Annotated in this window: 18 protein-coding genes; 9 read left to right on the top strand and 9 right to left on the bottom strand. The window is 61.0% G+C overall.

Annotated features, from left to right (window positions below; all coding sequences use genetic code 11):
* Positions 1 to 2: 2 nt before the first annotated feature.
* Together BMZ57_RS06035 and BMZ57_RS06030 are read right to left on the bottom strand one after the other, a co-directional pair.
* Complete coding sequence (locus BMZ57_RS06035) at positions 3 to 1,109, bottom strand: efflux RND transporter periplasmic adaptor subunit (RefSeq protein ID WP_044286596.1); 1,107 nt, start codon at positions 1,107 to 1,109, stop codon at positions 3 to 5.
* Positions 1,110 to 1,127: 18 nt separating this feature from the next.
* Positions 1,128 to 2,348 (bottom strand): TolC family protein, encoded by a 1,221-nt coding sequence (locus BMZ57_RS06030; protein ID WP_044286595.1) that lies wholly within the window; start codon positions 2,346 to 2,348, stop codon positions 1,128 to 1,130.
* A 242-nt stretch (positions 2,349 to 2,590) separates the two neighbouring features.
* Between BMZ57_RS06030 and BMZ57_RS06025 the strand changes: the two genes are divergently transcribed.
* Entirely contained in the window at positions 2,591 to 3,961 is a 1,371-nt protein-coding gene (locus BMZ57_RS06025; RefSeq protein ID WP_042571027.1) for a GntT/GntP/DsdX family permease, read from the top strand.
* 3 nt (positions 3,962 to 3,964) lie between these two features.
* Here the strand turns inward: BMZ57_RS06025 and BMZ57_RS06020 are convergent, their stop codons facing one another.
* Positions 3,965 to 5,254, bottom strand: a complete 1,290-nt coding sequence (locus BMZ57_RS06020) for an MFS transporter (RefSeq protein WP_010213385.1) — start codon at positions 5,252 to 5,254, stop codon at positions 3,965 to 3,967.
* Between the two features lie 185 nt (positions 5,255 to 5,439).
* Here BMZ57_RS06020 and BMZ57_RS06015 point away from each other — a divergent pair, with 185 nt between their 5' ends.
* From BMZ57_RS06015 to BMZ57_RS06000, 4 genes are all read left to right on the top strand, one after another.
* Positions 5,440 to 6,858 (top strand): short-chain fatty acid transporter, encoded by a 1,419-nt coding sequence (locus BMZ57_RS06015; protein ID WP_010213387.1) that lies wholly within the window; start codon positions 5,440 to 5,442, stop codon positions 6,856 to 6,858.
* 261 nt (positions 6,859 to 7,119) lie between these two features.
* Positions 7,120 to 8,820 carry an acid phosphatase gene (locus tag BMZ57_RS06010; RefSeq protein ID WP_042571026.1) on the top strand — a complete coding sequence of 567 codons (1,701 nt, stop codon included), beginning with the start codon at positions 7,120 to 7,122 and terminating at the stop codon, positions 8,818 to 8,820.
* Positions 8,821 to 8,942: 122 nt separating this feature from the next.
* Complete coding sequence (locus BMZ57_RS06005; protein WP_010213390.1) at positions 8,943 to 10,112, top strand: hypothetical protein; 1,170 nt, start codon at positions 8,943 to 8,945, stop codon at positions 10,110 to 10,112.
* Positions 10,113 to 10,255: 143 nt separating this feature from the next.
* Positions 10,256 to 10,783 (top strand): SET domain-containing protein, encoded by a 528-nt coding sequence (locus BMZ57_RS06000; RefSeq protein ID WP_042571025.1) that lies wholly within the window; start codon positions 10,256 to 10,258, stop codon positions 10,781 to 10,783.
* Here BMZ57_RS06000 and can read toward each other — a convergent pair.
* Positions 10,780 to 11,424 (bottom strand): carbonate dehydratase, encoded by a 645-nt coding sequence (gene can / locus BMZ57_RS05995; RefSeq protein WP_010213394.1) that lies wholly within the window; start codon positions 11,422 to 11,424, stop codon positions 10,780 to 10,782. The two genes, BMZ57_RS06000 and can, sit on opposite strands and share 4 nt — an antisense overlap.
* Before the next feature lie 139 nt (positions 11,425 to 11,563).
* Here can and BMZ57_RS05990 point away from each other — a divergent pair, with 139 nt between their 5' ends.
* Complete coding sequence (locus tag BMZ57_RS05990; RefSeq protein WP_010213395.1) at positions 11,564 to 11,968, top strand: hypothetical protein; 405 nt, start codon at positions 11,564 to 11,566, stop codon at positions 11,966 to 11,968.
* Positions 11,969 to 12,088: 120 nt separating this feature from the next.
* Here BMZ57_RS05990 and rimI read toward each other — a convergent pair whose 3' ends face one another.
* A complete protein-coding gene (gene rimI, locus BMZ57_RS05985) occupies positions 12,089 to 12,541 on the bottom strand; it encodes a ribosomal protein S18-alanine N-acetyltransferase (protein ID WP_010213396.1) in 453 nt (150 codons plus the stop codon).
* The gene (locus tag BMZ57_RS05980) at positions 12,534 to 13,280 is read right to left on the bottom strand and encodes a hypothetical protein (protein WP_031291041.1); all 747 of its coding nucleotides are present in this window, start codon (positions 13,278 to 13,280) and stop codon (positions 12,534 to 12,536) included. Before BMZ57_RS05980 ends, rimI begins: the two co-directional genes overlap by 8 nt.
* A gap of 187 nt (positions 13,281 to 13,467) precedes the next feature.
* Here BMZ57_RS05980 and mksB point away from each other — a divergent pair, with 187 nt between their 5' ends.
* From mksB to mksF, 3 genes are read left to right on the top strand one after another with little or no spacing between them, the layout of a single operon-like run.
* On the top strand, positions 13,468 to 14,745 hold the full coding sequence (mksB, locus tag BMZ57_RS05975) for an Mks condensin complex protein MksB (RefSeq protein ID WP_010213398.1): 1,278 nt from the start codon (positions 13,468 to 13,470) through the stop codon (positions 14,743 to 14,745).
* Complete coding sequence (gene mksE / locus BMZ57_RS05970) at positions 14,735 to 15,442, top strand: Mks condensin complex protein MksE (RefSeq protein WP_010213399.1); 708 nt, start codon at positions 14,735 to 14,737, stop codon at positions 15,440 to 15,442. The genes mksB and mksE overlap by 11 nt, the downstream gene beginning before the upstream one ends.
* Positions 15,439 to 18,279, top strand: coding sequence for an Mks condensin complex protein MksF (mksF, locus tag BMZ57_RS05965; RefSeq protein WP_010213400.1), 2,841 nt, complete (start codon positions 15,439 to 15,441; stop codon positions 18,277 to 18,279). The genes mksE and mksF overlap by 4 nt, the downstream gene beginning before the upstream one ends.
* Positions 18,280 to 18,340: 61 nt before the next feature.
* On the opposite strand, the gene BMZ57_RS05960 is transcribed toward mksF, so the two are convergent.
* The 3 genes from BMZ57_RS05960 to BMZ57_RS05950 are packed head-to-tail and all read right to left on the bottom strand — an operon-like array spanning position 18,341 to position 21,906.
* Positions 18,341 to 20,644: a PqiB family protein gene (locus tag BMZ57_RS05960; protein WP_010213401.1), complete on the bottom strand. Its 2,304-nt coding sequence runs from the start codon at positions 20,642 to 20,644 to the stop codon at positions 18,341 to 18,343.
* Entirely contained in the window at positions 20,637 to 21,260 is a 624-nt protein-coding gene (locus tag BMZ57_RS05955) for a paraquat-inducible protein A (RefSeq protein WP_010213402.1), read from the bottom strand. Before BMZ57_RS05955 ends, BMZ57_RS05960 begins: the two co-directional genes overlap by 8 nt.
* Entirely contained in the window at positions 21,247 to 21,906 is a 660-nt protein-coding gene (locus BMZ57_RS05950; RefSeq protein WP_010213403.1) for a paraquat-inducible protein A, read from the bottom strand. The genes BMZ57_RS05955 and BMZ57_RS05950 overlap by 14 nt, the downstream gene beginning before the upstream one ends.
* Positions 21,907 to 22,100 lie beyond the last annotated feature (194 nt).

The following is a 22,100-nucleotide window of genomic DNA, read 5'->3' as shown; positions in this document are numbered from 1 at the left end:
GATCAATGGGCGTGTTCGGCCGAGCCTTTGCCCAGTTCGGACTTGAGGATGAAGCTGCCGACAGTAGCCACCTGTGCCCCGGCCTCAAGGCCCTGGCGCACTTCAACGTAGCCGTTTTCACTCGTCCCCAGTTCCAGGTGGCGGGTGATGAAACCCTCGGGCGTGCGTACAAAGACCGAGGGCTTTTCCTCGACGGTCTGGATTGCGGTTTGTGGGACGGTGACCTTGGCCTCGTAAGAATCTGTGACGAGTTGCACGTTGACGAACAAGCCCGGGCGCCACGCATCGTCAGGGTTGGCGACACTGACGCGCACGGTGGCAGTGCGGGTTTGTTCACCGAGCAGGTTGCCGACAAACGCCACAGTGCCCTGCACTTCGGTGCCCATTTCGGTAGAGCTGACGTTGACCGGTTTGCCGACCCGGACCTTGTTCAAGTCCTTGGGAAATACACCGAACGTGACCCACACGTGGGACAGGTCCGAGAGGGTGAAGGCGTTACTGGTTTCACCCACGACTTCGCCAACGCCCAGGTGTTTTTCCACGACCACGCCAGCAAAGGGCGCGCGCAGTTCGTAACGATTGCCGCCAACCAGCCCAGCACTGCCACTGAGCGCGGTCATCTTCTGGCGGGCATTGTTCAGGGCGATTTCGGCTTCTTGCAGTGTCTGGCGCGCCAACAGGTAATCCTGCTCGGCGGAGATTTTGTCTTGCCACAATTGGCGTTCGCGCTGGAAGGTGGTGCGTGCCAGTTCGACGCGTCGTTCGCTGGCCGCCAACTCGCTGCGCTGGTCGGACACCTGCTGGCTGGCGATCACCGCCAGCAACTCACCCTTCTTCACCGACTGACCGAGGTTGACCTTCACCGACTCCACCACGCCCGCCGCACGCGGGACGATGTGAGAGGTACGGTCTTCATCCAGGCGCACTTCCCCCGGTAACGTCAGCAGCGTGCCGATTGAACGCGGTTCAGCCATCGCCAGTTGAATGCCGGCCGCCTGGATCTGCTGTTCGGTGAGTTCGAGTGCGCCCTCTTCTTCGTCGGCCCTGGTGAGGCCGGACAGCATCAGGCCCAGGGCGACGGCGAGTGCGACGCCGTGTCGGTTCTTCATAGTGGACTCCAAAGAGAATCAAAAACGGGCGAGATCGCCGTAAATCCGCTCGATACGCACCCAGGCGTCGGTGGCCTGGGCGGTGGCAGTGAGGTATTGGGTGCGCGCCGCGATCAGGGTGCGCTGGGCGTCCAGCACGTCGAGGAAGCTGAACTTGCCCATTTCGAAACCACGGGTGGCGCTGTCCACCGCGCTTTGGGCGGCGGGCAGGATCTGCTGATTGAATACGCGCACCTCGGTATTCGCGGACTGCCACAGGTCGACGGCCTGGCGGGTTTCGGTACGCAGGCGCAGTTCGGTGGCGTTGCGCAGGTCGCGAGCCTGGTCGGCGCGACGCGTCGCGGCGAGTACATTGCCCTGGTTGCGGTTGAACAACGGGATCGGCATCGACACACCGACCAGGTTCACCCGTTCACGCACGCTGGCATCGTATTGGCTGCCGATGGACACATCGAGGTCGGGAATACGCTGGGCTTTTTCCAAGCCGATGCTGGCTTCGTATTGCAGGATGCTCAGTTCGGCCAGGCGCAACTCGGCGGTTTGCTCAAGGCGTGCCAGCAACTGGGTGGCTGACGGCACGGCCAGTGTGGAAGGGTTTCGTGTGGCGACGGCCTGGAAGTTCGGCGCCGCGCTGCCAGTGCTGGCGGCCAGGCGACGATAGGCATCGGTGAGGCCCATCTGCGCGCGGTCACGTTCCAGGCGAATCTCCGACAACTGCACTTGGGCCCGCGTGGCCTCCACCGGCGAGGCTTTGCCTGCTGTCACCCGACCGTTGGCGACAACCAGCCCGCGTTCGGCCACCGTCATGGAACGCTGCGCCAGGTCGAGGCGCTCCTGTGCGCGCAGCGCACCATAGTAGTTGTCGATGACTTCGGCGCGCAGGCTGTTGCGCCGCTGCTCCAACGTCAATGCGGCGGCGTCCTGCACACGGGACGCGACGTCGATACGCGCCCCCCGTTTGCCGCCCAGTTCCAGGGCCTGGCTGATCTTGATGCTGGTGGTGCGGGAGTCGCGGCGGGTGTCTTCCACATCCCAGGAAGCCACCGGGTTGGGGATCAAACCGGCCTGCTGACGCCCGCCCTGGGCGATGTCGATTTCCCATTGCGCGGCCGCCAAATCGGGGTTGTTGGCGAAAGCGGTTTGCAGGGCTGAATCGAGGGTCAGGGTTTGTGCCTGGGCGGCGCTGGCAACCACCCACAACACACCCGCTCCGAGAAGTTTTTTAACGGAAATTGCCATAACAAGAGTTCCACGCCCATGAAGTACAAGCGGGGGCAATGTAGCCGTCGCGACTTATCAAGGCGGTGGAGCAAAGATTACAAATCCGACAGCAATGGCTCTGCGGCGGGCATCACCGCCTCTTACCGCTGATCGCACCAAAACGGCACATAAGCACTTGGCCAACGTCGTATCAGGTATGCTTTTCGAGCAGGAAACAAAAAGAAACAATTTTCCCGACCTGTTCGATGAGGAGCCCTGTTTTGGAGTTATCGACTGCCGTGTGGATGGTTCACGACACCCGCCTTATGTTCTGTGTACTGCTGGCCATCGCCAGCATCATCGTGCTGATCAGTGCGACCAAATTGCCGCCGTTCCTGTCGATCCTGATCGGTACTTTTATCGCCGGGGTCGGCGCCGGGCTGCCGCCCGAAGAAGTGGCCAAGGCGTTCAGCAAAGGCGCCGGGGCGATCCTCGGTGAAGCCGGGATCATCATCGCCCTGGGCTCGATGCTCGGCGCACTGATGGCGGAGTCGGGTGCTGCCGACCGTATCGCCACCACCTTGCTCGGGTTGGGCAAGGGCAAGGCATTGCCCTGGGTGATGGCGCTGGTGGCCATGGTGATCGGCCTCCCGCTGTTCTTCGAAGTGGGCTTGGTGATGATGGTGCCGATCATCTTGGTGATGGCTAAACGCTCGAACCAGCCGCTGCTGAAAATCGCGATCCCGGCGCTGGCGGGCATGACCACCCTGCATGCCCTGATGCCACCGCATCCGGGGCCGCTGATCGCAGTGAGCGCGTTGCATGCCGACCTGGGGTTGACCATGTTGCTGGGCTTCTGCCTGGCAGTGCCGGCGGTGATCCTGGCTGGCCCGATCTATGGCAACTGGCTGTCCAAACGTCTCCACGTAGACGAGCCGGCCGACATCGGCGCGCTGTTCAGCGCACCACCCAAGGCACCGCGCCAGCCAAGCTTTACCGTGTCATTGCTGATCATTCTGCTGCCGGTGATCCTGATGCTGGGCAGCACCTTGGCCAAAGTCGCGCTGCCGGCTGAAAGCGCCATCGGCCTGACCCTGAAATTCCTCGGCGAACCGCTGATCGCCCTCGGCCTGGCCGTGATCGCCGCCGTGATCTGCCTGGGCTGGGCTGCCGGCATGCCACGCGCGGAAGTCGGCAACACACTGCGTAAGGCCCTCGCGCCCATCGCCGTATTGCTGCTGACCATCGGCGCTGGCGGTGGTCTCAAGCAAACGCTGCTGGATGCCGGCGTGAGCCAGACCATCAGCAAGGTCGCCGAAGGCGCGCACATGCCTTACCTGCTGCTGGCCTGGTTGATCGCCGTGGCGTTGCGCCAGGCAACCGGCTCGGCCACCGTCGCGACCACGACCACCGCAGGCATCCTCGCGCCGATGATGGCCGGGCTCGCAGCGACCCAGAGTTCGTTGGTCGCGCTGGCGATTGGCGCCGGCTCAGTGTTCTTTTGCCACGTCAACGACGCCGGGTTCTGGATGGTGCGTGAGTACTTTGGCCTGCAGTTGAAGCAGACGATCTGGGTGTGGTCGGTGTTGCAGACTATTGTGTCCGTGGTGGGCCTGGTCGGTACGCTGCTGCTCTGGCACTTCCTGACCTGAGCCTTAGGCAGCCAGGGTGTGGCGCTTACCGAACAGCGCCACACTTACTACGCCCACCGCCCCCATCACCACGCAGTACCCCACGCAAATCCACGGGCTGGTCGGCATCAGCGCAATCAGCAACAACGGCGTGGTACTCGCCCACAGCGCGTAGGCAATGTTGTAGGTAAAGGAAATTCCCGACACCCGCACCTGCGCTGGAAACAGGCCGACCATCACCGATGGCACCGCGCCTACTACTCCGCAACTCAAGCCCGCTACGGCGTACGCCGCACCCAGCCAGATACCGCCGCTGATCAGGCTGGCGTACAGCACCGCAATCCCCACCGGCAGCAACAGGCTGTAGACGAGCACCGCGCGCCAGGCGCCGATGCGGTCGACCAGCAAGCCGGCCAGCACACAGCCGATATTCAGGAACACGATACCCAGGGCGCTCAAGGCGAATGTGTGGCTGGGGCTCATGCCGAACGTTTTCTGCATCATGGTCGGGGTGATGACCACCAGCACCACAACGGCAGAGGTGAGCACGCAGGTGAGGATCATCGCCGGTAGCAACACGGCGCGATGGTCACGCAGCACGGTGCGCAGAGGGAGTTCGGCGGCGGCCTGGCGGCGGGCCTGCATTTCGAGGAACACGGGGGTTTCGCTGAGCCAGCGACGCAGCCACACGCCGATCACACCGAACACGCCGCCGAGCAGGAAGGGAAAGCGCCAGGCGTAGTCAAGGATTTCGACCGGGGTGAAGACTTGCGCCAGCAGGGTCGCCGTCAGTGCGCCGAGCAGGTAACCGAAGGTCAGGCCGGCTTGCAGAAAACCCAATGCGTAACCGCGATGGTGGGTCGGCGCGTGTTCGGCGACGAAGGTCCAGGCACTGGGCACTTCACCGCCCACCGCGGCGCCTTGCAGCACGCGCAACGCCAGCAGGATCAGCGGTGCGAAATAACCGATTTGCGCGTAGGTCGGCATGATCCCGATCAGCAGGCACGGCAGCGCCATCATCAGGATGCTCAGGCTGAACACGCGCTTGCGCCCCAGATGATCGGCAAAGTGCGCCATCAGGATGCCGCCCAGCGGGCGCGCCAAGTAACCGGTGACGAAAATGCCGAAACTTTGCAGCAGGCGCAGCCACTCAGGCATTTCCGGCGGAAAGAACAGCTGGCTCAAGGTCAACGCGAAAAAAACGAAGATGATGAAGTCGTAGATTTCCAGGGCACCGCCCAGGGCGGCCAGGCCCAGGGTTTTGTAGTCGGAGCGGGAAAAACGCTGCGCCTGTGCAGGAAAGGTGGCAGTCATGTGAAGACTCGGCAGACAAACAAAATGGCGTGCAGGTTATGAGCTGAACCCAGTGATGGCAATCGCGACAGATATATTTGTTTTCCTCATGGATCGATGAAGATAACTGCATTCCCATATCAATGGCCGTAGCGGAACATGCCGGGAAATAGCCTTCACCCTAATAACTATAAGAGGAAAGACTCGTGGCCGACGCTATCGAAGAAAGCCGCTATGCCCGATTTGCCCTGCGCTGCTCCAACTTCGCCGAACGCTGGTTTCCAGACTCCTGGGTGTTTGCGGCACTCGCCGTGATCATCGTCGCCGTGGCGACATTGGGCATGGGCGCCGCGCCGACCGAAGCCGCCAAAGCGTTCGGCGACGGGTTCTGGAGCCTGATTCCATTCACCATGCAGATGGCCTTTGTGGTGATCGGCGGTTATGTGGTCGCGAGTTCTCCGCCAGCGGTGAAACTGATCGACCGTCTGGCGCGTATCCCCAAGAACGGTCGCTCGGCCGTGGCCTGGGTAGCGTTGATCTCGATGGTCGCCTCCTTGCTGAACTGGGGCCTGTCCCTGGTATTCGGTGGTTTGCTGGTGCGGGCGCTGGCACGTCGTACGGATTTGCGCATGGATTACCGCGCAGCCGGTGCAGCCGCTTACCTGGGGCTTGGTGCCGTATGGGCGCTGGGGCTGTCATCGTCCGCCGCGCAGTTGCAGGCCAACCCGGCCAGCCTGCCGCCGTCGATCCTGTCGATCACCGGCGTGATCCCGTTCAACGACACCATTTTCCTATGGCAATCCGGCGTGCTGTTGCTGGCATTGATCGTGGTCTCGCTGATCATTGCCTACGCCACCGCCCCCGGCCCGAACAGCGCACGTGATGCCAAGGCCTGCGGCGTCGACCCGGCGTTCAACATGCCCAAGCTGCAGGCGCCGACCCGCCCCGGCGAATGGCTGGAACACAGCCCGTTGCTGACCGTCCTGCTGGCATTGCTGGCGGCCGGTTGGTTGTTCCATGAGTTTTCAACCAAGCCGGCGATCAGCGCGATCTCGGGGCTGAACACCTACAACTTCCTGTTCATCATGGTTGGCGCCCTGCTGCACTGGCGCCCGCGCAGCTTCCTCGATGCAGTGGCCCGTGCGGTGCCCACCACCACCGGCGTGCTGATCCAGTTCCCACTGTACGGTTCGATTGCCGCGCTGATGACCGTGGTCAAGGGCGGTGACGGCCAGACCCTGGCGCACCATATCTCGCTGTTCTTCACCTCCATCGCCTCCCACGACACCTATGCATTGTTGATGGGCGTGTACTCGGCGGTGCTCGGCTTCTTTATCCCGTCGGGCGGCGGCAAGTGGATCATCGAAGCGCCTTACGTGATGCAAGTGGCCAATGACCTGCAGTATCACCTGGGCTGGGCGGTGCAGATTTACAACGCGGCCGAGGCGCTGCCGAACCTGATCAACCCGTTCTACATGCTGCCGTTGCTGGGCGTATTGGGGTTGAAGGCGCGGGATTTGATTGGCTTCTCGTTTGTGCAGTTGCTGGTGCACACGCCGTTGGTGCTGTTCCTGCTGTGGGCGCTGGGGACGACACTCAAGTACCTGCCGCCCGTGATGCCGTAAACGCTTCTGTCACATCTCCTGCCTAAGCTTCACCCCAGGCCCGGCACGCTTCCGTCACCTTGATCGGCACGCCACCGATCAAGGTGCACAGGATTGCAGTGCAGCGCGGCCACGCTACAAAACCCATGAGTCACCCTCAGAACTTTTATGCCCTAAGGCCTCGCCTTATAGACTGAACCGTTCAAGTTTTGCCATATTTGCCGCCTCTTCACCGAAACATCCAGCAACAAATAAACTAAAAACAGCCGCGAGAAGCCTCGGATGACCAACGAAACAGAAGACCAGAATTCCGTAAAAAAGCCCTCCGACACCCTCCCCGACTCCAGCCGTCGACGCTTTTTAGGCGGCGTTGCCGTGCTTGGCGCCGGGGCGACCCTGAGCGCCTGCGGCAGCCCGGCGGATCAGCCAGGCCCGGTCACCCAACGTGATCTGACGCCTGCCGAACTGGACAAGGCCCTGCACGACAACGTGAAGAATGTGGTGGTGATCTACGGCGAGAACCGCAGTTTCAACAACCTGTTTGCCGATTTCCCTGGTGTGGAAAGCCCGCTGTCCGCACTCAAACCCGCCGACTACCAGCAACGCGACCGCGACGGCAGCCTGCTGGACACGCTGCCGCAAGTCTGGGGCGGCGTGACTCAGCTTGGGCCGCAGACGATTGACGGGGTGGTTTACCCCAGCGCCACCCAATATCAGGAGCACTTGCCCAACGCACCTTACGCACTGAAAGGTCCGAACGGCGAAGACCTGCCATTGAGCCTGGTCACCCGCGACCTGTGGCACGTGTTTTACCAGAACCAGATGCAGATCAATGGTGGCAAGAACGACAGTTTTGTCGCCTGGGCCGACTCGGGTGCGCTGACGTTTGGTCACTACCCGCAAACGCGCTACTCATTGCGCTTGTGGGACGTCGCCAAAGAGTTCGTGCTTTGCGACAACTTCTTTCAAGGTGCCTTTGGCGGCTCGTACCTCAACCACCAGTACTTGATCAGCGCTCAGGTGCCGTTTTACCCGGACGCCGCCAATTCCGTGGCCAAATCCCAGATCGCCACGCTGCAGGGCGACGACCCGACCGGCACGCGCCTCAAGCCGCTGGACCAATCCCCGGCCAGCGCCATGACCGGCCCCCCGCAATTCGGCCCCAGCGCACTGACGCCGGACGGCTATGCGGTCAACACCATGGCACCTCCCTACTGGCCGACCTGGATCCGCGATCCCGAGCGCCCGGACTACGCCAAGCCCGATCTGCCCAGCGTGCTGGTGCCGCAGTCCCACGAACACATTGGCGATAAGCTGTCGAAGAAGAACGTCGATTGGGCCTGGTACGGCGGTGCCTGGCAGGCCACGATCGACGAGCACAAGGATTCGCTGGCCATTCCAAAGATCCCGAGCTTTCAGTACCACCACCAGCCGTTCAATTACTTCAAGCAGCAAGGCCCGGAAAACCGCGTTGAGCGCAACAAACGCCTGCGCGATGGCGGCCTGGGCGATGAGCCGAGCACCAACCGCTTCATGGCGGATGCCCTGGCCGGAACACTGCCGGCGGTGACGTTCTACAAACCCCAGGGCAACCTCAACATGCACGCCGGTTATGCCGACGTGGCTTCGGGCGATCGCCATATCACCCGCGCCCTGAAAATGCTGCAGGAAAGCCCGCAGTGGAAAAACATGGTGGTGATTATCACGGTGGATGAAAACGGCGGCTGGTGGGACCACGTCGCACCGCCAAAAGGCGACCGTTGGGGCCCTGGCACACGGATTCCCGCGATTGTGGTCTCGCCATTCGCGCGCAAGGGCACGGTGGACCATACGGTTTACGACACGGCGTCGATCCTGCGGTTGATCACCCGGGTGTTCCAATTGGAGAAACTGGACGGCCTCAAGCTGCGCGACGACGCGATGACGGCCCGTGGCCAGAAGCCCATGGGTGATTTGAGCAACGCCTTGCAGTTCAACCTGTAGGTTTTCTTATCCAATAGCGACATGCACGGTGATTTAGCACGCGGTTTCCCTGGTCAACCGCTACTGTGTGCACGTGGGCTTTCACCCCGCGCAGACGGGCTTTCGCTGACAAGGAATCGAGTATGTTCAAACCGAACAGGTTGTCATTCACCCTGGCCGCACTGCTGTCCAGTGCGGCCGTACAGGCCGACATCGAGGTGCAACTGGGCAGCACGCAACGTGTGACCCAGTTGTTCGCGTTCCCCAATAACTGCAACGTGATCTGCTTCCGGCCGTGGACGCTCGAGCAGACTGCCGAGCATTATTTGAACCAGAGCCTGCAGCGTGACGGTTACAACCGCGCCAAGGTCAGCGTCAAAACCCGTGACGGGCAGGTGTCGGCGACGTTCACCGGCGTGCCGGACGGCTACGGCCAGCCCTTGACCACGCTACTCAACACCGCTGACCTGGCCTACCAAGGCGCGAGCAAGCTCAACAGCGACGGCAAATGGGCCTATAACTGGTACCTGTTCCTGCCGCTGGGCATGGCCCTGGAGAACCGCAAAAGCATCGAGTTGCTGCACTTCCCGCCGGATTACTCGCTGACCCAGGCCCAGGACTACCTGGAATCGGCCACCACCGACCGTTGGGCCACCCTGCTCACGGAGAACGGTATCCCGGCTACTGAAACACCGGCTTACCAGACCATCATTGATATCGCGCCCATCGCCGCGCCGTCCAACGCGGGCAAGGACCTGGAAACCGTCTACGGCTACTTCACTGAATACCAGACGCGCATGGTCCAGGAACTGAGTCTGCCGGCCAAAGGAGCGTTGCCGATGGTGGCGTTCGGTGCACCGGTGCGCAGCTGGATCAAGCAACAATACGGGCAGACCGTGGCGGTGCTGGGCCTGGCGCAGATCAGCCCGGTCGCCGGCAAGACCGTCCCGGTGCTGGGCGCCAACCACCCGAGTTACATTTGGTATGCCGCGAGCCCCGACACTTACGACGGCAACGAGCAGAAAGCCGACGAGGCCGGGTTGAAGGTGATGGGCCAGGATCTGAGCGCCGCCTGCTGGCAAGCCGGGATGGGGCAGAAACCGGCAAGCGATCCGAATGTGTTGCTCAAGGCGTGCATGAACACCTGGCAGGTCACACGCAAGGAGCAAACCTGCGAGTTGTTCTATACCTCGGTGCGCAACCTGTCCACGGAGGAGGCCAACGCCAAATGCGCCACGCCGGCCATCAAGACCCAGTTGAAACAACTGAAGAACGCGGCCCCCGCACCGGCCATTGCGGCGCCGGCGCTGTAGTTCGCACAAAAAAGCCGATTTGACTGTCAACATTGACAGTAGCAATCGGCTACCTGTTCAGCGAGTCTTGAGCCGCGTCCAACAGCTGCAAGACTGGTAGTCAGCCCCACCCTCTGGTCGATGCAGCCTAAGCCAGGAGAGTTATGAAGACTCAAGCCATGGATAAGGCTAGAACCGCGGTAAGTGACTGCCTTTACCCTTTCAAATCAGAGCTGGCAAAAGGACAAGGCTACCCGTCGAGCACGCAATTCGAGGTCATACAGGCCCCCGGCGGCAGGGTTGCCGGGGTCAAGACTCTCGCGGCCTTTGACGGGCGTGTATGCATCGCCAGGATCTCCGGCTACGTCTTGAGCGAGCGACGCCTGCACACCTTGCAGCTGTCGCCGCGCATCCACCTCTACGACTGTTGGTTCAGTGGGCTGCTGTCGCATTCGTGCAAACCGAACGTGTTTCTCGACGTGCACTACCTGGAGGTCTGGGCCCTGCATGAAATCCCTGCCGGCGCCCTGCTGACCATGGATTACGCGGTGACCGAAGACGCGCTGTTCCGACAGTTCGCCTGCCAGTGTGGCGAACTCAACTGCCGGGGCTGGATTACCGGCCGTGACGAGCCGCTGAACGCCGAGGGGCAGGCGTTCATGGCCCGGTGGCGCGAGCGCAAACGCCCTTAGGCTTCACCCAACGGACGCAGGCGATACTGCGGCGGCAGCTGCTCGAAACCACTGATGGTGGTGTTCAAGCTCTTCCAGCGGCCATCCTTGATGCCGTAGATGCAGCCATGGATCGACAGGCTCTGCCCACGGTGCCAGGCGTTTTGCACAATGCTGGTATGGCCAACGTTGGCCACTTGCTGGATCACATTCAGCTCGCACAGGCGGTCGACGCGCTCTTCTTCGGTCGGCAGCTGGGCCAGCAGGTCACGGTTTTCGTAATAAAGATCACGAATGGTGCGCAGCCAGCCGTCGATCAAGCCGAACTGCCGGTCTTGCATCGAAGCACGCACGCCGCCACAGCCATAGTGGCCGGTGACGAGAATGTGTTTGACCTTGAGCACGTCCACCGCGTACTGGATCACCGACAGGCAATTGAGGTCGGTGTGCAGCACCACGTTGGCCACGTTACGGTGCACGAACAGATCACCCGGCAGCATGCCGACGATTTCGTTGGCCGGGACGCGGGCGTCGGAACAGCCTATCCACAGGTATTCCGGGGTTTGTTGGCGGGCGAGCTTGGCGAAGAATTCGGGATCTTCCTGTTTGATCGCGTCCGCCCAGCGTTCGTTGTTATCAAGCAGGTCTTGTAGTTCGTTCATCAGGGAAAGCCTCAGGAATGATGCGCAGTTTTGTGACTGACAACCCTTCGTCCAGGTCACGCCGCACGCAAATTAGCTTGAATCTTTGGGACGCGCAGCCTGTCCACACACTATAAGCCCCACAGTATGAGGATTGGCCATGACTGAATCACGACGTCCCTACGGCGCTACGCAGCCTGAACCCATTGACGACAACGAAGACCGGATGGGCTCGATGCGCGAGCTGGATTTTGACGAGGAAGCGCCTACGGCAGAGATTGGCGATGAGATTCCACCTCGTGAGCGCGAGCATCTGATGCCCGAAGAGCGGGTGCGTGAGGCCGGGATGACGGGCGCTTCGACGGCGGATCATGAGTCTACGGATGATGACATGAGCCCGGAAACGCTGATCCATGAAGACGGTGCGCGGGATGCCCAGGAAGCCGGTGAAGGCGAGCAGGCGGATTGGGACTTGAGTATCGTCGATGAAGATGAAATTGGCGGCGGGAATGGGTTGGATGAGGCAGAGCTGGCCGACCTTGATCCGATTGACGGCAACCGCTGAAAAAACGCGGTTCAACAGGTGGGAGCGAGCTTGCTCACGAATGCGGAGTGCCAGTCGACCGATATCTTGACTGACACACTGCTTGCGCGAGCAAGCCCGCTCCCACATTTGGATTTGTGGTTAATCCACCAACGTGCAGGCCATGACGACCGCGTCTTCGCGGCCCCCGATGGCAGGGTAGTAATCTCGACGCCGGCCAATTTCATTGAAGCCATAGCGCTCATACAGGCGGAACGCGCCAGTATTGCTGTCACGCACCTCCAGGAAGCACTCACGTGCACTGGCGGCGTAGGCACGGGACATCAAGTGTTCCAACAGCGCCAGGCCAAGGCCGCGGCCCTGATTCTCCGGCTTTACGGTGATGTTCAACAGGTGCGCTTCGTCGAGGATGATCTGCACCACGCCATGCCCCACCTGCTGCTCCCCTTCGAACATCAGCCAGATCTGGTACTTGCCCAGCCCATCGAGAAAAATGCCACGGGTCCAGGGATGGCTGAACGCCGCGTATTCGATTTTCAGCACGGCGTCGAGGTCAGCCTCGGTCATCGGGCGGAAGGATAAAGCCTCACTCATCGGTTGTTTTCCAGCGCGCCATCAGCCGGCGCATGGCTTGCCAGACATCAGCCTTACGCTGTGGCTCTTCCATTAATAATTCCAGGCCCGGCAGGGCCCATACCGAACCCAGGCCTTCGACCTGCAGTTCGCGATACCAGGCTTCGGCATTGGCTTCGCCGGCAAAGCGCACGGCGGGCAGGCCGATCAGCCACAGGCACACACAGGGTTCGTCCTCCAGGCGTGCCGACACAAAACCTTGCACAAAATCCCGAGCGGCTTCCGGGCCCTGGTCCATGTTGCCGCGGACCAGAAGCGGCCAGCGCACCGGGTCGCCGACGATCTGCGGGCTGTCGGGCAGGCCGGCGGCGCGCAGCATGTCCTTGAGCAGCATGTAGGCAGGGTCGCGGGTCTGGAAACGTTCGCCGGTGGGCAATTCCACCAGCAGCAGACAGCGTCCGGCACGCAGCAATTGCAGGGCAAAACGCGGTGGCGGCACCACCGGGGCCTTGACCACCGGCGCCGCCTCTTCCACCACCTTGGCGGCCTTGGTCACCGGCGACGGACGCGGCACTTCGACCTTCGCCCGTTCGACGACCGGGCGCGTCTCAGGCGCAGGCTTGACCACCGCCACCGGCGCGGCCGCCTCCTCGCCCGACGACTCGAACGCCTCAAAGGGCTCAAGCGCCTGCAACAGCTCCGGCCGCGACGGCGCGGCAAACGGCAGTTCGGTGCGGGGCAGCCAGTTGACCACCTGCATGGCGGTCAAGTAAGCGCGACGTCGGGACTCGATAAGCACAGCTCGGCCACTTGTGGATAACTAAAGAGCGGGGATTCTACCGCTGTTCGGCAACAATCGCCCACTGCGCACTGACCGGCTGTGGATAAATCCCGCGCCCGATGCAGTACAATCGCGACTTTTAATCGCCAACCAGCCGGCCATTCCCATGATCGAACCCAAGCGCGTCCTGCGCGCCCTCGCCGAACACTGGGCCTTACTTGAGCCACTGTGCGAACACTTCGACCAAGGCACCCTGAGCCTGGGTGAACTGCGCGCACAATTGGCCGCCCAACAACTGGACAGCACGCCCCAGGACATCACCAGCCTGCTGGACGTGTGGATTCGCCTGGATATCCTGGTGCCTGTCGCCAAGAGCCCGAACCGTTTCGAGCTCAACGCACAGATCCACGACTTCCTCGCCTATCTTCGCAAGGAGCACCGGCTTGGCCTGTGCCTGGAAATCGAAGCCTACCTGCGCCACCTTGAGCGCCTGGCGGGTTATATCCAGGACGCCTTCGACATCCGTGATGGCCACGACCTGGCCCGCCAACTGCGCCTGCTCGACATGCGCGTGCGGGACGTGCTGAAAAAACTCGCCAACGACGAACAGGCCCTCGCTGCCGTGGCCGACCGCGCCAAGACCAGCGACCGGCAGATCCCGTTGCGCCAGCGTTACGCGGAGGTGTTGGCCACCTGGGACGAGTACGTCGAACCGATGATCCAATTGGTGAACGCCGACGGCGCGTTCGAGCAAGGCGTGCGCAAGGTGGAGAATGTGCTGCTGCGCATGCTCACCGAGCAACAGCGCCTCGGCCACCTGGTGGATGACGACATGCTGCTGCGCACTCACGCGCGCATCCTCGAAATGCAGACCAGCGCCCAGCTGACCTTGCGTCACGCCCGCGAGCTGTTGCTGCCACTGCGTGAAGAAGCCCGCCGACACAATGCCGTGACCCGTGGCGCGGCGCTGGCGCTGTCGGCGATTCGCCGCAAAGGCCTGGACGCGGTGCCGCAAGCGGCGATGCCGATGTTCACCCGGCCGCAAAGCACGTTTCTCGGCAGTGCCAGCCAGGTCGAAGCCTATGTGTACGCCCTGGCGAATTTCGAGCCGAAACCGGCGCGTTTCCCCAAGGCGCACAAGTCCCACAAGGGCGACGCCCAGCGCGCACCGCGCACGGTCAAGGAGATGCTCGAGCGCTGCGAAGACGCACTGCCGATGCCGGATCTGATGACCTGGCTGCTGGAACAGGAACCGGACGGCGCCACCGACGAATTGCTGTACTGGTTCTCGCGCCTGTCCCGCGAAAAACGCTTCAAGCGCGAGCGCCTGGAACGCCGCGATTACCACACACACGAGCACCAGGTCAGCCTGCGCTCATTCGCCCTGCTCCCGGCTGGATCCGACGTCGCCGAGCACTCTGCGAGTACACCTCATGCATCTTGATCTATCCGAACTGTCCCAGCTGGCGCCGATCTTTCGCGAGCTGTTCAAGGGTTACCACGTCAGCCGCCGCGACCCGGAGCTGTACGCGCAACTGTCGAACTTCCAAGACCAGTACCGCACGCTGTTCAAGGCTTTGGGCTTTGAGCTGGTCTGCGATACCCGCGGCTTCTACTACTTCGTGCCGGACACCGCCGTGGCCGCCGCGCAGGTTAACAAGACCGCCCAGCGCCTGGCGTTGTTCACCTTCATCATCGTCGAGCACCTGGCCGATCAGGGCCGTGACCCGATTGCCGTGCTGGATGGTGGCAGCCTGGGCCGTGATGAACTGCCGTCGCTGCTGGAGAAGTACCGCGACCTGTTTATCCAGGCCGAAGTGCAGACCCAGGAAGAGCTCGAAGAGAAAATCATGCGCCGCATGACTCAACTCGGGTTCGCCAGCGAAGACAACGGCATCTATCGCTTCCTGCCGCCAATGCACCGTTTCCTCGATGTGTGCCTGTCGGTGCAGCAGGACCGCGATCTTGCGGCCAGCATCCATAGCGTGTTGCCGCTGCCGGCACCGGTGATCATCGACGAAGACAGCGATGAGAAATTGCTGAAAACCGATGACCCGCTGGACTTGAGTGACTTTGCGGACGAAAGCGAAGAAGACGCCCTGGCCCGCGCCATTGCCGAAGAACAGGAGACCGACGCATGAGTAAGGAACGCTACGGCATCCGCCGCTTCGCCCTATTGAACACCGCCGGTTACAGCCTGGGCCTGTTCCCACTGGAAGAACCGCTGTCGGTGTATGGCGCGAACAACCTGGGTAAATCCGCGTCGATCAACGCCTTGCAGTTCCCGATCCTGGCGCGCATGTCGGACATGAGTTTCGGCAAGTACACCCTGGAGCAATCGCGGCGTTTCTATTTCGCCACCGATACCAGCTACATCCTGGTGGAGGTCTCTCTACCCCACGGCCCGCACGTGATCGGCGTGGTCGGTCGCGGCCCGGGCGGTGGTTTCGGTCACCAGTTCTTCGCCTATGCCGGCAAGCTGGACTTGGCCCACTACCAGAAGAACGACACCTGCCTGCGCCAGAAGGAGCTGTTCACCAACCTTGAGCGCGAGGGTTTGAAAGCCTACGAACTCAAGCCCGATGAGCTACGTCGTTTGCTGGTGGGCGGCCATACGTCGATTCCGCTGGACTTGACCCTGATTCCGCTGCGCTCCACCAGCGAACAAAGCCTGAAGACCTTCCGCGCGCTGTTTATCAACCTGCTGCACATGCGGGAAATCACCGCGGCCAAGCTCAAGCAGCTGTTCCTCGATGCGTTTGAACACAGCCTGCGTTCCGGCAGCGTGGATTACATCGCTGCGTGCGAAGAAGCCTTCCGCGATGTAAGGCGCATGGAGCAGGACTACAACTCCTTGGTCGCCGCCGGTCCATTGGTCGAAGCGCTTTCCAACGGCGTGAAACAACGCGACATCCTGCGCGGCAAATTGCATCGCCTGTCACCCTTGCTGGATTCGTTGCTGGGCACCTGGTCGGACTACGCCAGTGCGCGCAAGGAAGAACTGACCATTCAGGCCGAGCATTACCGTAACGAGCAGGACGCGCTGCAGAATGACCAGCGCGGCGGCACCCAGGAATTGATGCGCCTGGAGCGTGAGATCAGCGGGATCCAGCGTTGGCTGGGTGAGCTGTCGGTGCTCAAACATCGCTTTGCGCTGGTGGATGACGTGAAGGTGCTAGAGCAACAGCTGCTGGCAGCCAAGGATGCTCACGATGAGCTGGCGGGCGCATTGGCGCAGTCGCGGCAGTTCAGCGCCGAGGATCTGGACGAGCGCCTGCGCGACCTGGAAAAGCGCCTGAAGTCGGTCAAACAGCAGCTCGACCATGCGGACAACAACAGCTACGCCAAGCTGCGGGAAGAATTCTCACAGCAAGATGTCGAGCGTCTGATGCGTCTGTTCAACAGTTCGTTGTTCAGCCTGCCGTTGGGCGAGCATGGCATCACGCTGGACGAGGATGGCCAGTGGGTCAAATCCCTGGAGCAGATCCTCGATGGCTTCAAAGGCGAACGCTTTGAAGTACCGGGGCTGTCCATCGACATCTCCCACATCGAACCGCCGGCGTTGCAGGCGCTTGCGGATCGCGCGGCATTGCGCGACCAGAAAGAGCGCCTGGAAAAAGAACTCAAGCAACTGAAAACCCAGCAGGCCGTCGCGTCTGACCGCGCTGCGAGCAAGACTCAGACCGAAGCGCTGTACCAACAGGTGCTGGATGCACAAAAGGCGCTGGAAGACTTCCGCCGTGCACAAACCCTGAGCGCGGAGGAAGGCGAGAAGCTGGAAAACCTGGCGCAGATGGAAGCAGCGCAGGATGAGTTGAAACGCTCCAGTGATGCCTTCACTGAACGCGTCCAGCAGCTGTCGGCCAAGCTGCAACTGGTGGGCCGTCAGATCGGCGATATGGAAGCCAAGCAACGCACGCTGGATGACGCATTGCGCCGTCGTCAACTGCTGCCGGCGGACTTGCCATTCGGTACGCCGTTCATGGACCCGGTCGACGACTCCATGGACAACCTGCTGCCCCTGCTCAATGACTATCAGGACAGCTGGCAAGGTCTGCTGCGCGCCGATGGGCAGATCGAAGCACTGTATGCCCAGGTACGTCTCAAGGGCGTGGCCAAGTTCGACAGCGAGGACGATGTCGAGCGTCGCCTGCAGTTGTTGATCAACGCCTATGCACACCGTACCGATGAAGCCCTGACGTTGGGCAAGGCGCGCCGTGCGGCGGTCACCGACATTGCGCGGACCCTGCGCAATATTCGCAGCGACTACGACAGCCTTGAGCACCAGTTGGCGCTGTTCAACCGTGAGATCAACAAACGCCAGGTCTCCAACCTGCAAAGCTTCCGCATCGTGCTCGCGCCGAACAAGGAAGCCCTCAAGCATATCGACCAGATCATCCACAGTGCCGGCCAGTATGAAGAAGGCGAGACGCTGTCGGTGTTCGACCTGAGCCAGAGCGCCGAACAAGACAACAAGAACGAAGAAGCCAAGGAATACCTGGCTCGCCTGGTGGCGGCCAACCATAACCAGTTGGGCCTCAAGGACTTGTTCGAGCTGGCGTTCGAAATCACCAAGGTGCATGGCCAGCCAGTGATTCACACCGACATCGATGGTGCGGCGTCCAACGGCACCACCATGACCATCAAGGCGCTGACCAACATGTATCTGTTGCTGCACTTGATGGACCGCGACCAGGCTGGGCGTGTGCGCTTGCCGTACTACCTTGACGAAGCGGCGGACATCGACGAGAAGAACCAGGCGGCGTTGCTGGAAACCAGCTTGCAGCTGGGCTTCGTGCCGATTTTGGCCAGCGTGAAGCCACAAGTATCCGCCCAGGTGGCGATCGACCTGGAAGGCGGCAGTGGGCCGAACGGGATCTATATCGACGAGGCGGACTGGAAGTACATCCGTCGCCACGATGTGGTGAAGGCGACAATGAATGTGCAGGCGGATGAGCCGGAGTTGGATGAAGTCTGATTTGTTTCGCTGAAATGCAAAAGGCCGCGATCTTCGGGATCGCGGCCTTTTTTGTCGGCGTTTATTTGCCGAGTGGGATTTTAGGCGCCCAGGTCAGCCATTCATCTTCGAACTTGTCGAACAGCGCGAAGGTTTGCTGTGGGCGGGCGGGGTTGCCCATGCGCTCACCGTCTGGGGTGGCGAAGGCGATACCGCCGGCGACCAGGGTTTCCAGGGACTCGGTGCGTACCGTCGCGCCTTTGAACAGCCCAAAGTCGAGACCAAAGCCACTGGTGTTCCAGAAGCGGCTGCCGCTGCGCACCAGGGGAGCGTACTTGGGCTCGATCAGGATGTGGATCAGTACGCGGTCAGCGGTCTGGCCCAATTCGTAGCCGGTCACTTTGCCCACGGTGACTTCTCGGTAAGTGACCGGTACGCCTTCCTTCAGTGAACCGCGGCGTGCGGCGCTGAGGGTGAGGCTCAAGCCAGCTTCCTGGTGCACGGCTTCCGGGGGTTGATCCAGCGCGACGAAACTCTTTTGTGGGCCGGCATTTTTCGCCGCTGGCAGCACTTCAATGTATTGCCCGGTGACCAGGGTTTCCAGATTAGAGGTTTTCATCAGTCCCAGCTCAGGCTTGACCACCCAGAACTGACTGCCGGCGCGGGCAATGCGGTCTGCCACTTGGGTGATACGGGCGCTGAGCAGCACCGATTGCATGTCGGCACTCAGGTCGACACTCTCAATCTTACCGACGTCCAAACCTTTGAAACGTACGGGCGTGCCAGGACGCATGCCATCGGCGCGGTCGACCTTGATGGTCACCAAGGTGCCGTGTTGGTTGGCGGCTTCGCGGTCGGCAAACAAGCGGAAACGCGGGATGCGCTTTTTCAGAGGCACGTTCGGCTCCGGGGTTTCGAAGGCGATGCCGCCGGCCATCAGGCTGGCCAGGGATTCACTCTTGACCTGGATGCCGCCTGTGAGGCCACCGGTCAGGGTGACGCCGCTGGCATTCCAGAAACGCGTCGAGCCGTTGACCAGGTTTTCGTATTCCTTCTCGATATGGACGCCGATCACCAATTGCTTGTTCTTGCGCGAGAACTGGTAGCTCTGCACCGAGCCGACCTTGACCTGCTTGTAGAGGATCGGACTGCCGACATCCAGGGAGCCGAGGTTGTCGGTGAACAACACCATGTGCAGGCCTGGTGAGCGCAGGTCCAACGGTGGAGCCTTGGCGCGGGCAACGAATTCGCGCTGTGGGGCGGTGCCTTTGTCACCAGGGCGGATGGCGATGTAATTGCCTTTGACCAAGGCTTCAAGCCCGGTGATGCCGGCCAGGGAAATCGAAGGTTTGACCACCCAGAACTGGGTGTCTTGCACCAGGTAATCCTCGGCCAGTGGGTCGAGGGTCAGTTCTGCGTTGGCGCTGGACAGGTCCGGGTCGACCTTCAGGGTTTTCAGGCTACCGACCTGGATGCCTTTGTACATCACTGGCGTACGGCCAGCTTGCAGACCTTCGAAGTCGGTGAGCTTGACCTTGACCCGGATGCCGGCTGCGGCCGCGTCAAAATCCTCGTACAAACGGAAGGGCAGGCTCGGATCCGTGGGCGGGCTGTCCTTGCGATTTTCCGGCGTGGCGAAGGCGATGCCGCCGGCGACGATGCTGGAAAGGGATTCGCTGCGGACTTTTACACCGGAGAGATTGGCGTCGATGCTGATGCCGCTGGCGTTCCAGAACCGTGTGTGTTTACGCACAAGACTGGCGTAGGTTGGCTCGATGTAGACCTTGATCTCGACCGTGCTCTGGTCTTCGGAGAGCAAGTAGCTTTTGACCTGACCGACCTGGATCTGTTTGTAGAACACCGGACTGCCACGGTTGAGCGAACCAAGGCGGTCGGCCTTGACGGTCAAGTGCAGGCCCGGTTTCGCGTCGGACAACGGCGGCTCTTCGGAGAGCGCCTTGAATTTGCGCGTGGGTTCACCGTCGCCTGGGCTGGCGGCGATGTAGTTGCCTGACACCAGGGTTTCCAGGCCGGTGATACCGGCGAGGCTAACGCTCGGTTTGACCAGCCAGAAGCGCGTATTGGTTTTGAGGTATTGGTCGACGTCCTTGTTCATCTCGATGGTAGCGATCACCCCGCGATTGTTACCCTCGTCGTCCAAGGCCAGAGCCTTGACCTTGCCCACCGGCATACCTTTGTAGACCACTTCGGTCTTGTTGACCTGGATGCCTTCGCCGCTTTCAAAGCGCACCTGGATATCGATGCCTTGTTGGGAATAGGCACGCCACCCCAGCCAGCCACCGATGATCAGGGCAATCAGGGGCAGCACCCAAATAGCCGACCAGTTGGAAGCTGGGCGGGTTTTAGCTTTAGGCAAATCACTCATGGTCGTCGTCCGACTCCGTGTTATCCCAAATCAGTCGGGGATCGAAAGTTACTGCGGCAAGCATCGTCAAGATCACCACACTGGCGAACGCTGCCGCGCCGAGATTAGCCTCGACGCTGGCAAGTCGCCCAAAGTTTACAACCGCCACCAGGATGGCGATCACGAAGATATCCAGCATGGACCAGCGGCCAATGAATTCGATAAAACGGTACATCACAATGCGTTGTTGCGCGGACAGCGGTTGGTGACGCTGCACCGAGAACAGTAGCAGACCTATGCCGACCAGCTTAAATGTCGGCACCAGGATACTGGCGATAAACACCACGGCGGCGATAGGGAACATGCCGTGCTGAACGAGTTGGATCACACCGGCCATGATGGTACTGGGATCCCCCTGCCCCAAGGAATTGATCGTCATGATGGGGAGCAGGTTGGCGGGGATGTACAAAATTGCCGCAGTGATCAGCAACGCCCAGGTGCGAGTGAGGCTATTGGGGCGCCGGGCATGGATCAACGCACCGCAGCGCGTGCAGAGCTGCTCGTCGCTATCGGGGTCTTGCTTGTTCAACTCATGGCATTCGGTACAAATCAGAATGCCTGCATCAATCGCCCGCATGATCATCCTCTCCTGACAACGCTTGCCAGATCTGGTGGGGCGACATCACCACCTCAAGCAGCACCTGAACCATTAATAAGCTGACGAAACAGACAAGACCCAGGCCCACCGTGATGGCGGCCATGTCGGCGAGTTTAACGATCGCCACCAGTACGCCCATCAGATAGACCTCCAACATCCCCCAGTCTTTCATGTGATGGTAGATGCGGTAAAACAGCAGTCCATAACTGCGGCCGATGTTCCAGCGAATGCTGAGCAACACTGCCAACTGGCAAAGCAGCTTGAGCAATGGGATACCCATGCTGCATAGGAATACCACGGCGGCAACGCCTTGCATGCCGGTATCGAACAAGCCAACGACGCCGCTCCATACCGTGTCTTCAGAGGACTGCCCAAGTAGATTGAGCTGCATGATCGGCAGAAAGTTCGCGGGGATGTACAACAGCAACGCCGCCAGCACCAAGGCGAGGCTTCGCTCAACGACGTTGTGGCGGTGAGCGTATAGCTCGTAACCGCAACGCGGGCATTGGGCTTTTTCGCCAAGGGCGAGCACTGGTTTGCGCATCAGCAAGTCGCACTCATGGCATGCCACCAGGTCGTCCAGCGGTAAATCCGACACCTCAAGGGCATCAACCGGATCGGGCATAAGTAGGGCTCGGACTCTAAAAAAAGGTTAGGTGCCTATTCTAGTGGTCTGGTTCAGAAATAACTGTGCAAATTTGTCGGGGGATTCGAGGCGCTAATGTTTTCGACCGCCCAAAACAAAACCCCTGTCTGCGTTAGCAAACAGGGGTTCTGGAATTTAATCTTGACGATGACCTACTCTCACATGGGGAAACC

The sequence above is a fragment of the Pseudomonas simiae genome, from assembly GCF_900111895.1.
GTDB lineage: Bacteria > Pseudomonadota > Gammaproteobacteria > Pseudomonadales > Pseudomonadaceae > Aquipseudomonas > Aquipseudomonas simiae.
The sequence above is the reverse complement of the archived record's forward strand: the minus strand, read 5'-3'. Positions and strand labels throughout refer to the sequence as shown.

Coding starts and splice junctions, on each gene's coding strand:
- BMZ57_RS06000 (WP_042571025.1), top strand. CDS start 10,256: ATGAAGACTCAAGCCATGGATAAGGCTAGAACCGCGGTAAGTGACTGC.
- BMZ57_RS05980 (WP_031291041.1), bottom strand. CDS start 13,280: ATGCAGGTGGTCAACTGGCTGCCCCGCACCGAACTGCCGTTTGCCGCG.
- BMZ57_RS06010 (WP_042571026.1), top strand. CDS start 7,120: ATGACCAACGAAACAGAAGACCAGAATTCCGTAAAAAAGCCCTCCGAC.
- BMZ57_RS06005 (WP_010213390.1), top strand. CDS start 8,943: ATGTTCAAACCGAACAGGTTGTCATTCACCCTGGCCGCACTGCTGTCC.
- can (WP_010213394.1), bottom strand. CDS start 11,424: ATGAACGAACTACAAGACCTGCTTGATAACAACGAACGCTGGGCGGAC.
- rimI (WP_010213396.1), bottom strand. CDS start 12,541: ATGAGTGAGGCTTTATCCTTCCGCCCGATGACCGAGGCTGACCTCGAC.
- BMZ57_RS05960 (WP_010213401.1), bottom strand. CDS start 20,644: ATGAGTGATTTGCCTAAAGCTAAAACCCGCCCAGCTTCCAACTGGTCG.
- BMZ57_RS05955 (WP_010213402.1), bottom strand. CDS start 21,260: ATGCGGGCGATTGATGCAGGCATTCTGATTTGTACCGAATGCCATGAG.
- mksE (WP_010213399.1), top strand. CDS start 14,735: ATGCATCTTGATCTATCCGAACTGTCCCAGCTGGCGCCGATCTTTCGC.
- BMZ57_RS06035 (WP_044286596.1), bottom strand. CDS start 1,109: ATGAAGAACCGACACGGCGTCGCACTCGCCGTCGCCCTGGGCCTGATG.
- BMZ57_RS05990 (WP_010213395.1), top strand. CDS start 11,564: ATGACTGAATCACGACGTCCCTACGGCGCTACGCAGCCTGAACCCATT.
- BMZ57_RS05950 (WP_010213403.1), bottom strand. CDS start 21,906: ATGCCCGATCCGGTTGATGCCCTTGAGGTGTCGGATTTACCGCTGGAC.
- mksB (WP_010213398.1), top strand. CDS start 13,468: ATGATCGAACCCAAGCGCGTCCTGCGCGCCCTCGCCGAACACTGGGCC.
- BMZ57_RS06030 (WP_044286595.1), bottom strand. CDS start 2,348: ATGGCAATTTCCGTTAAAAAACTTCTCGGAGCGGGTGTGTTGTGGGTG.
- BMZ57_RS06020 (WP_010213385.1), bottom strand. CDS start 5,254: ATGACTGCCACCTTTCCTGCACAGGCGCAGCGTTTTTCCCGCTCCGAC.
- mksF (WP_010213400.1), top strand. CDS start 15,439: ATGAGTAAGGAACGCTACGGCATCCGCCGCTTCGCCCTATTGAACACC.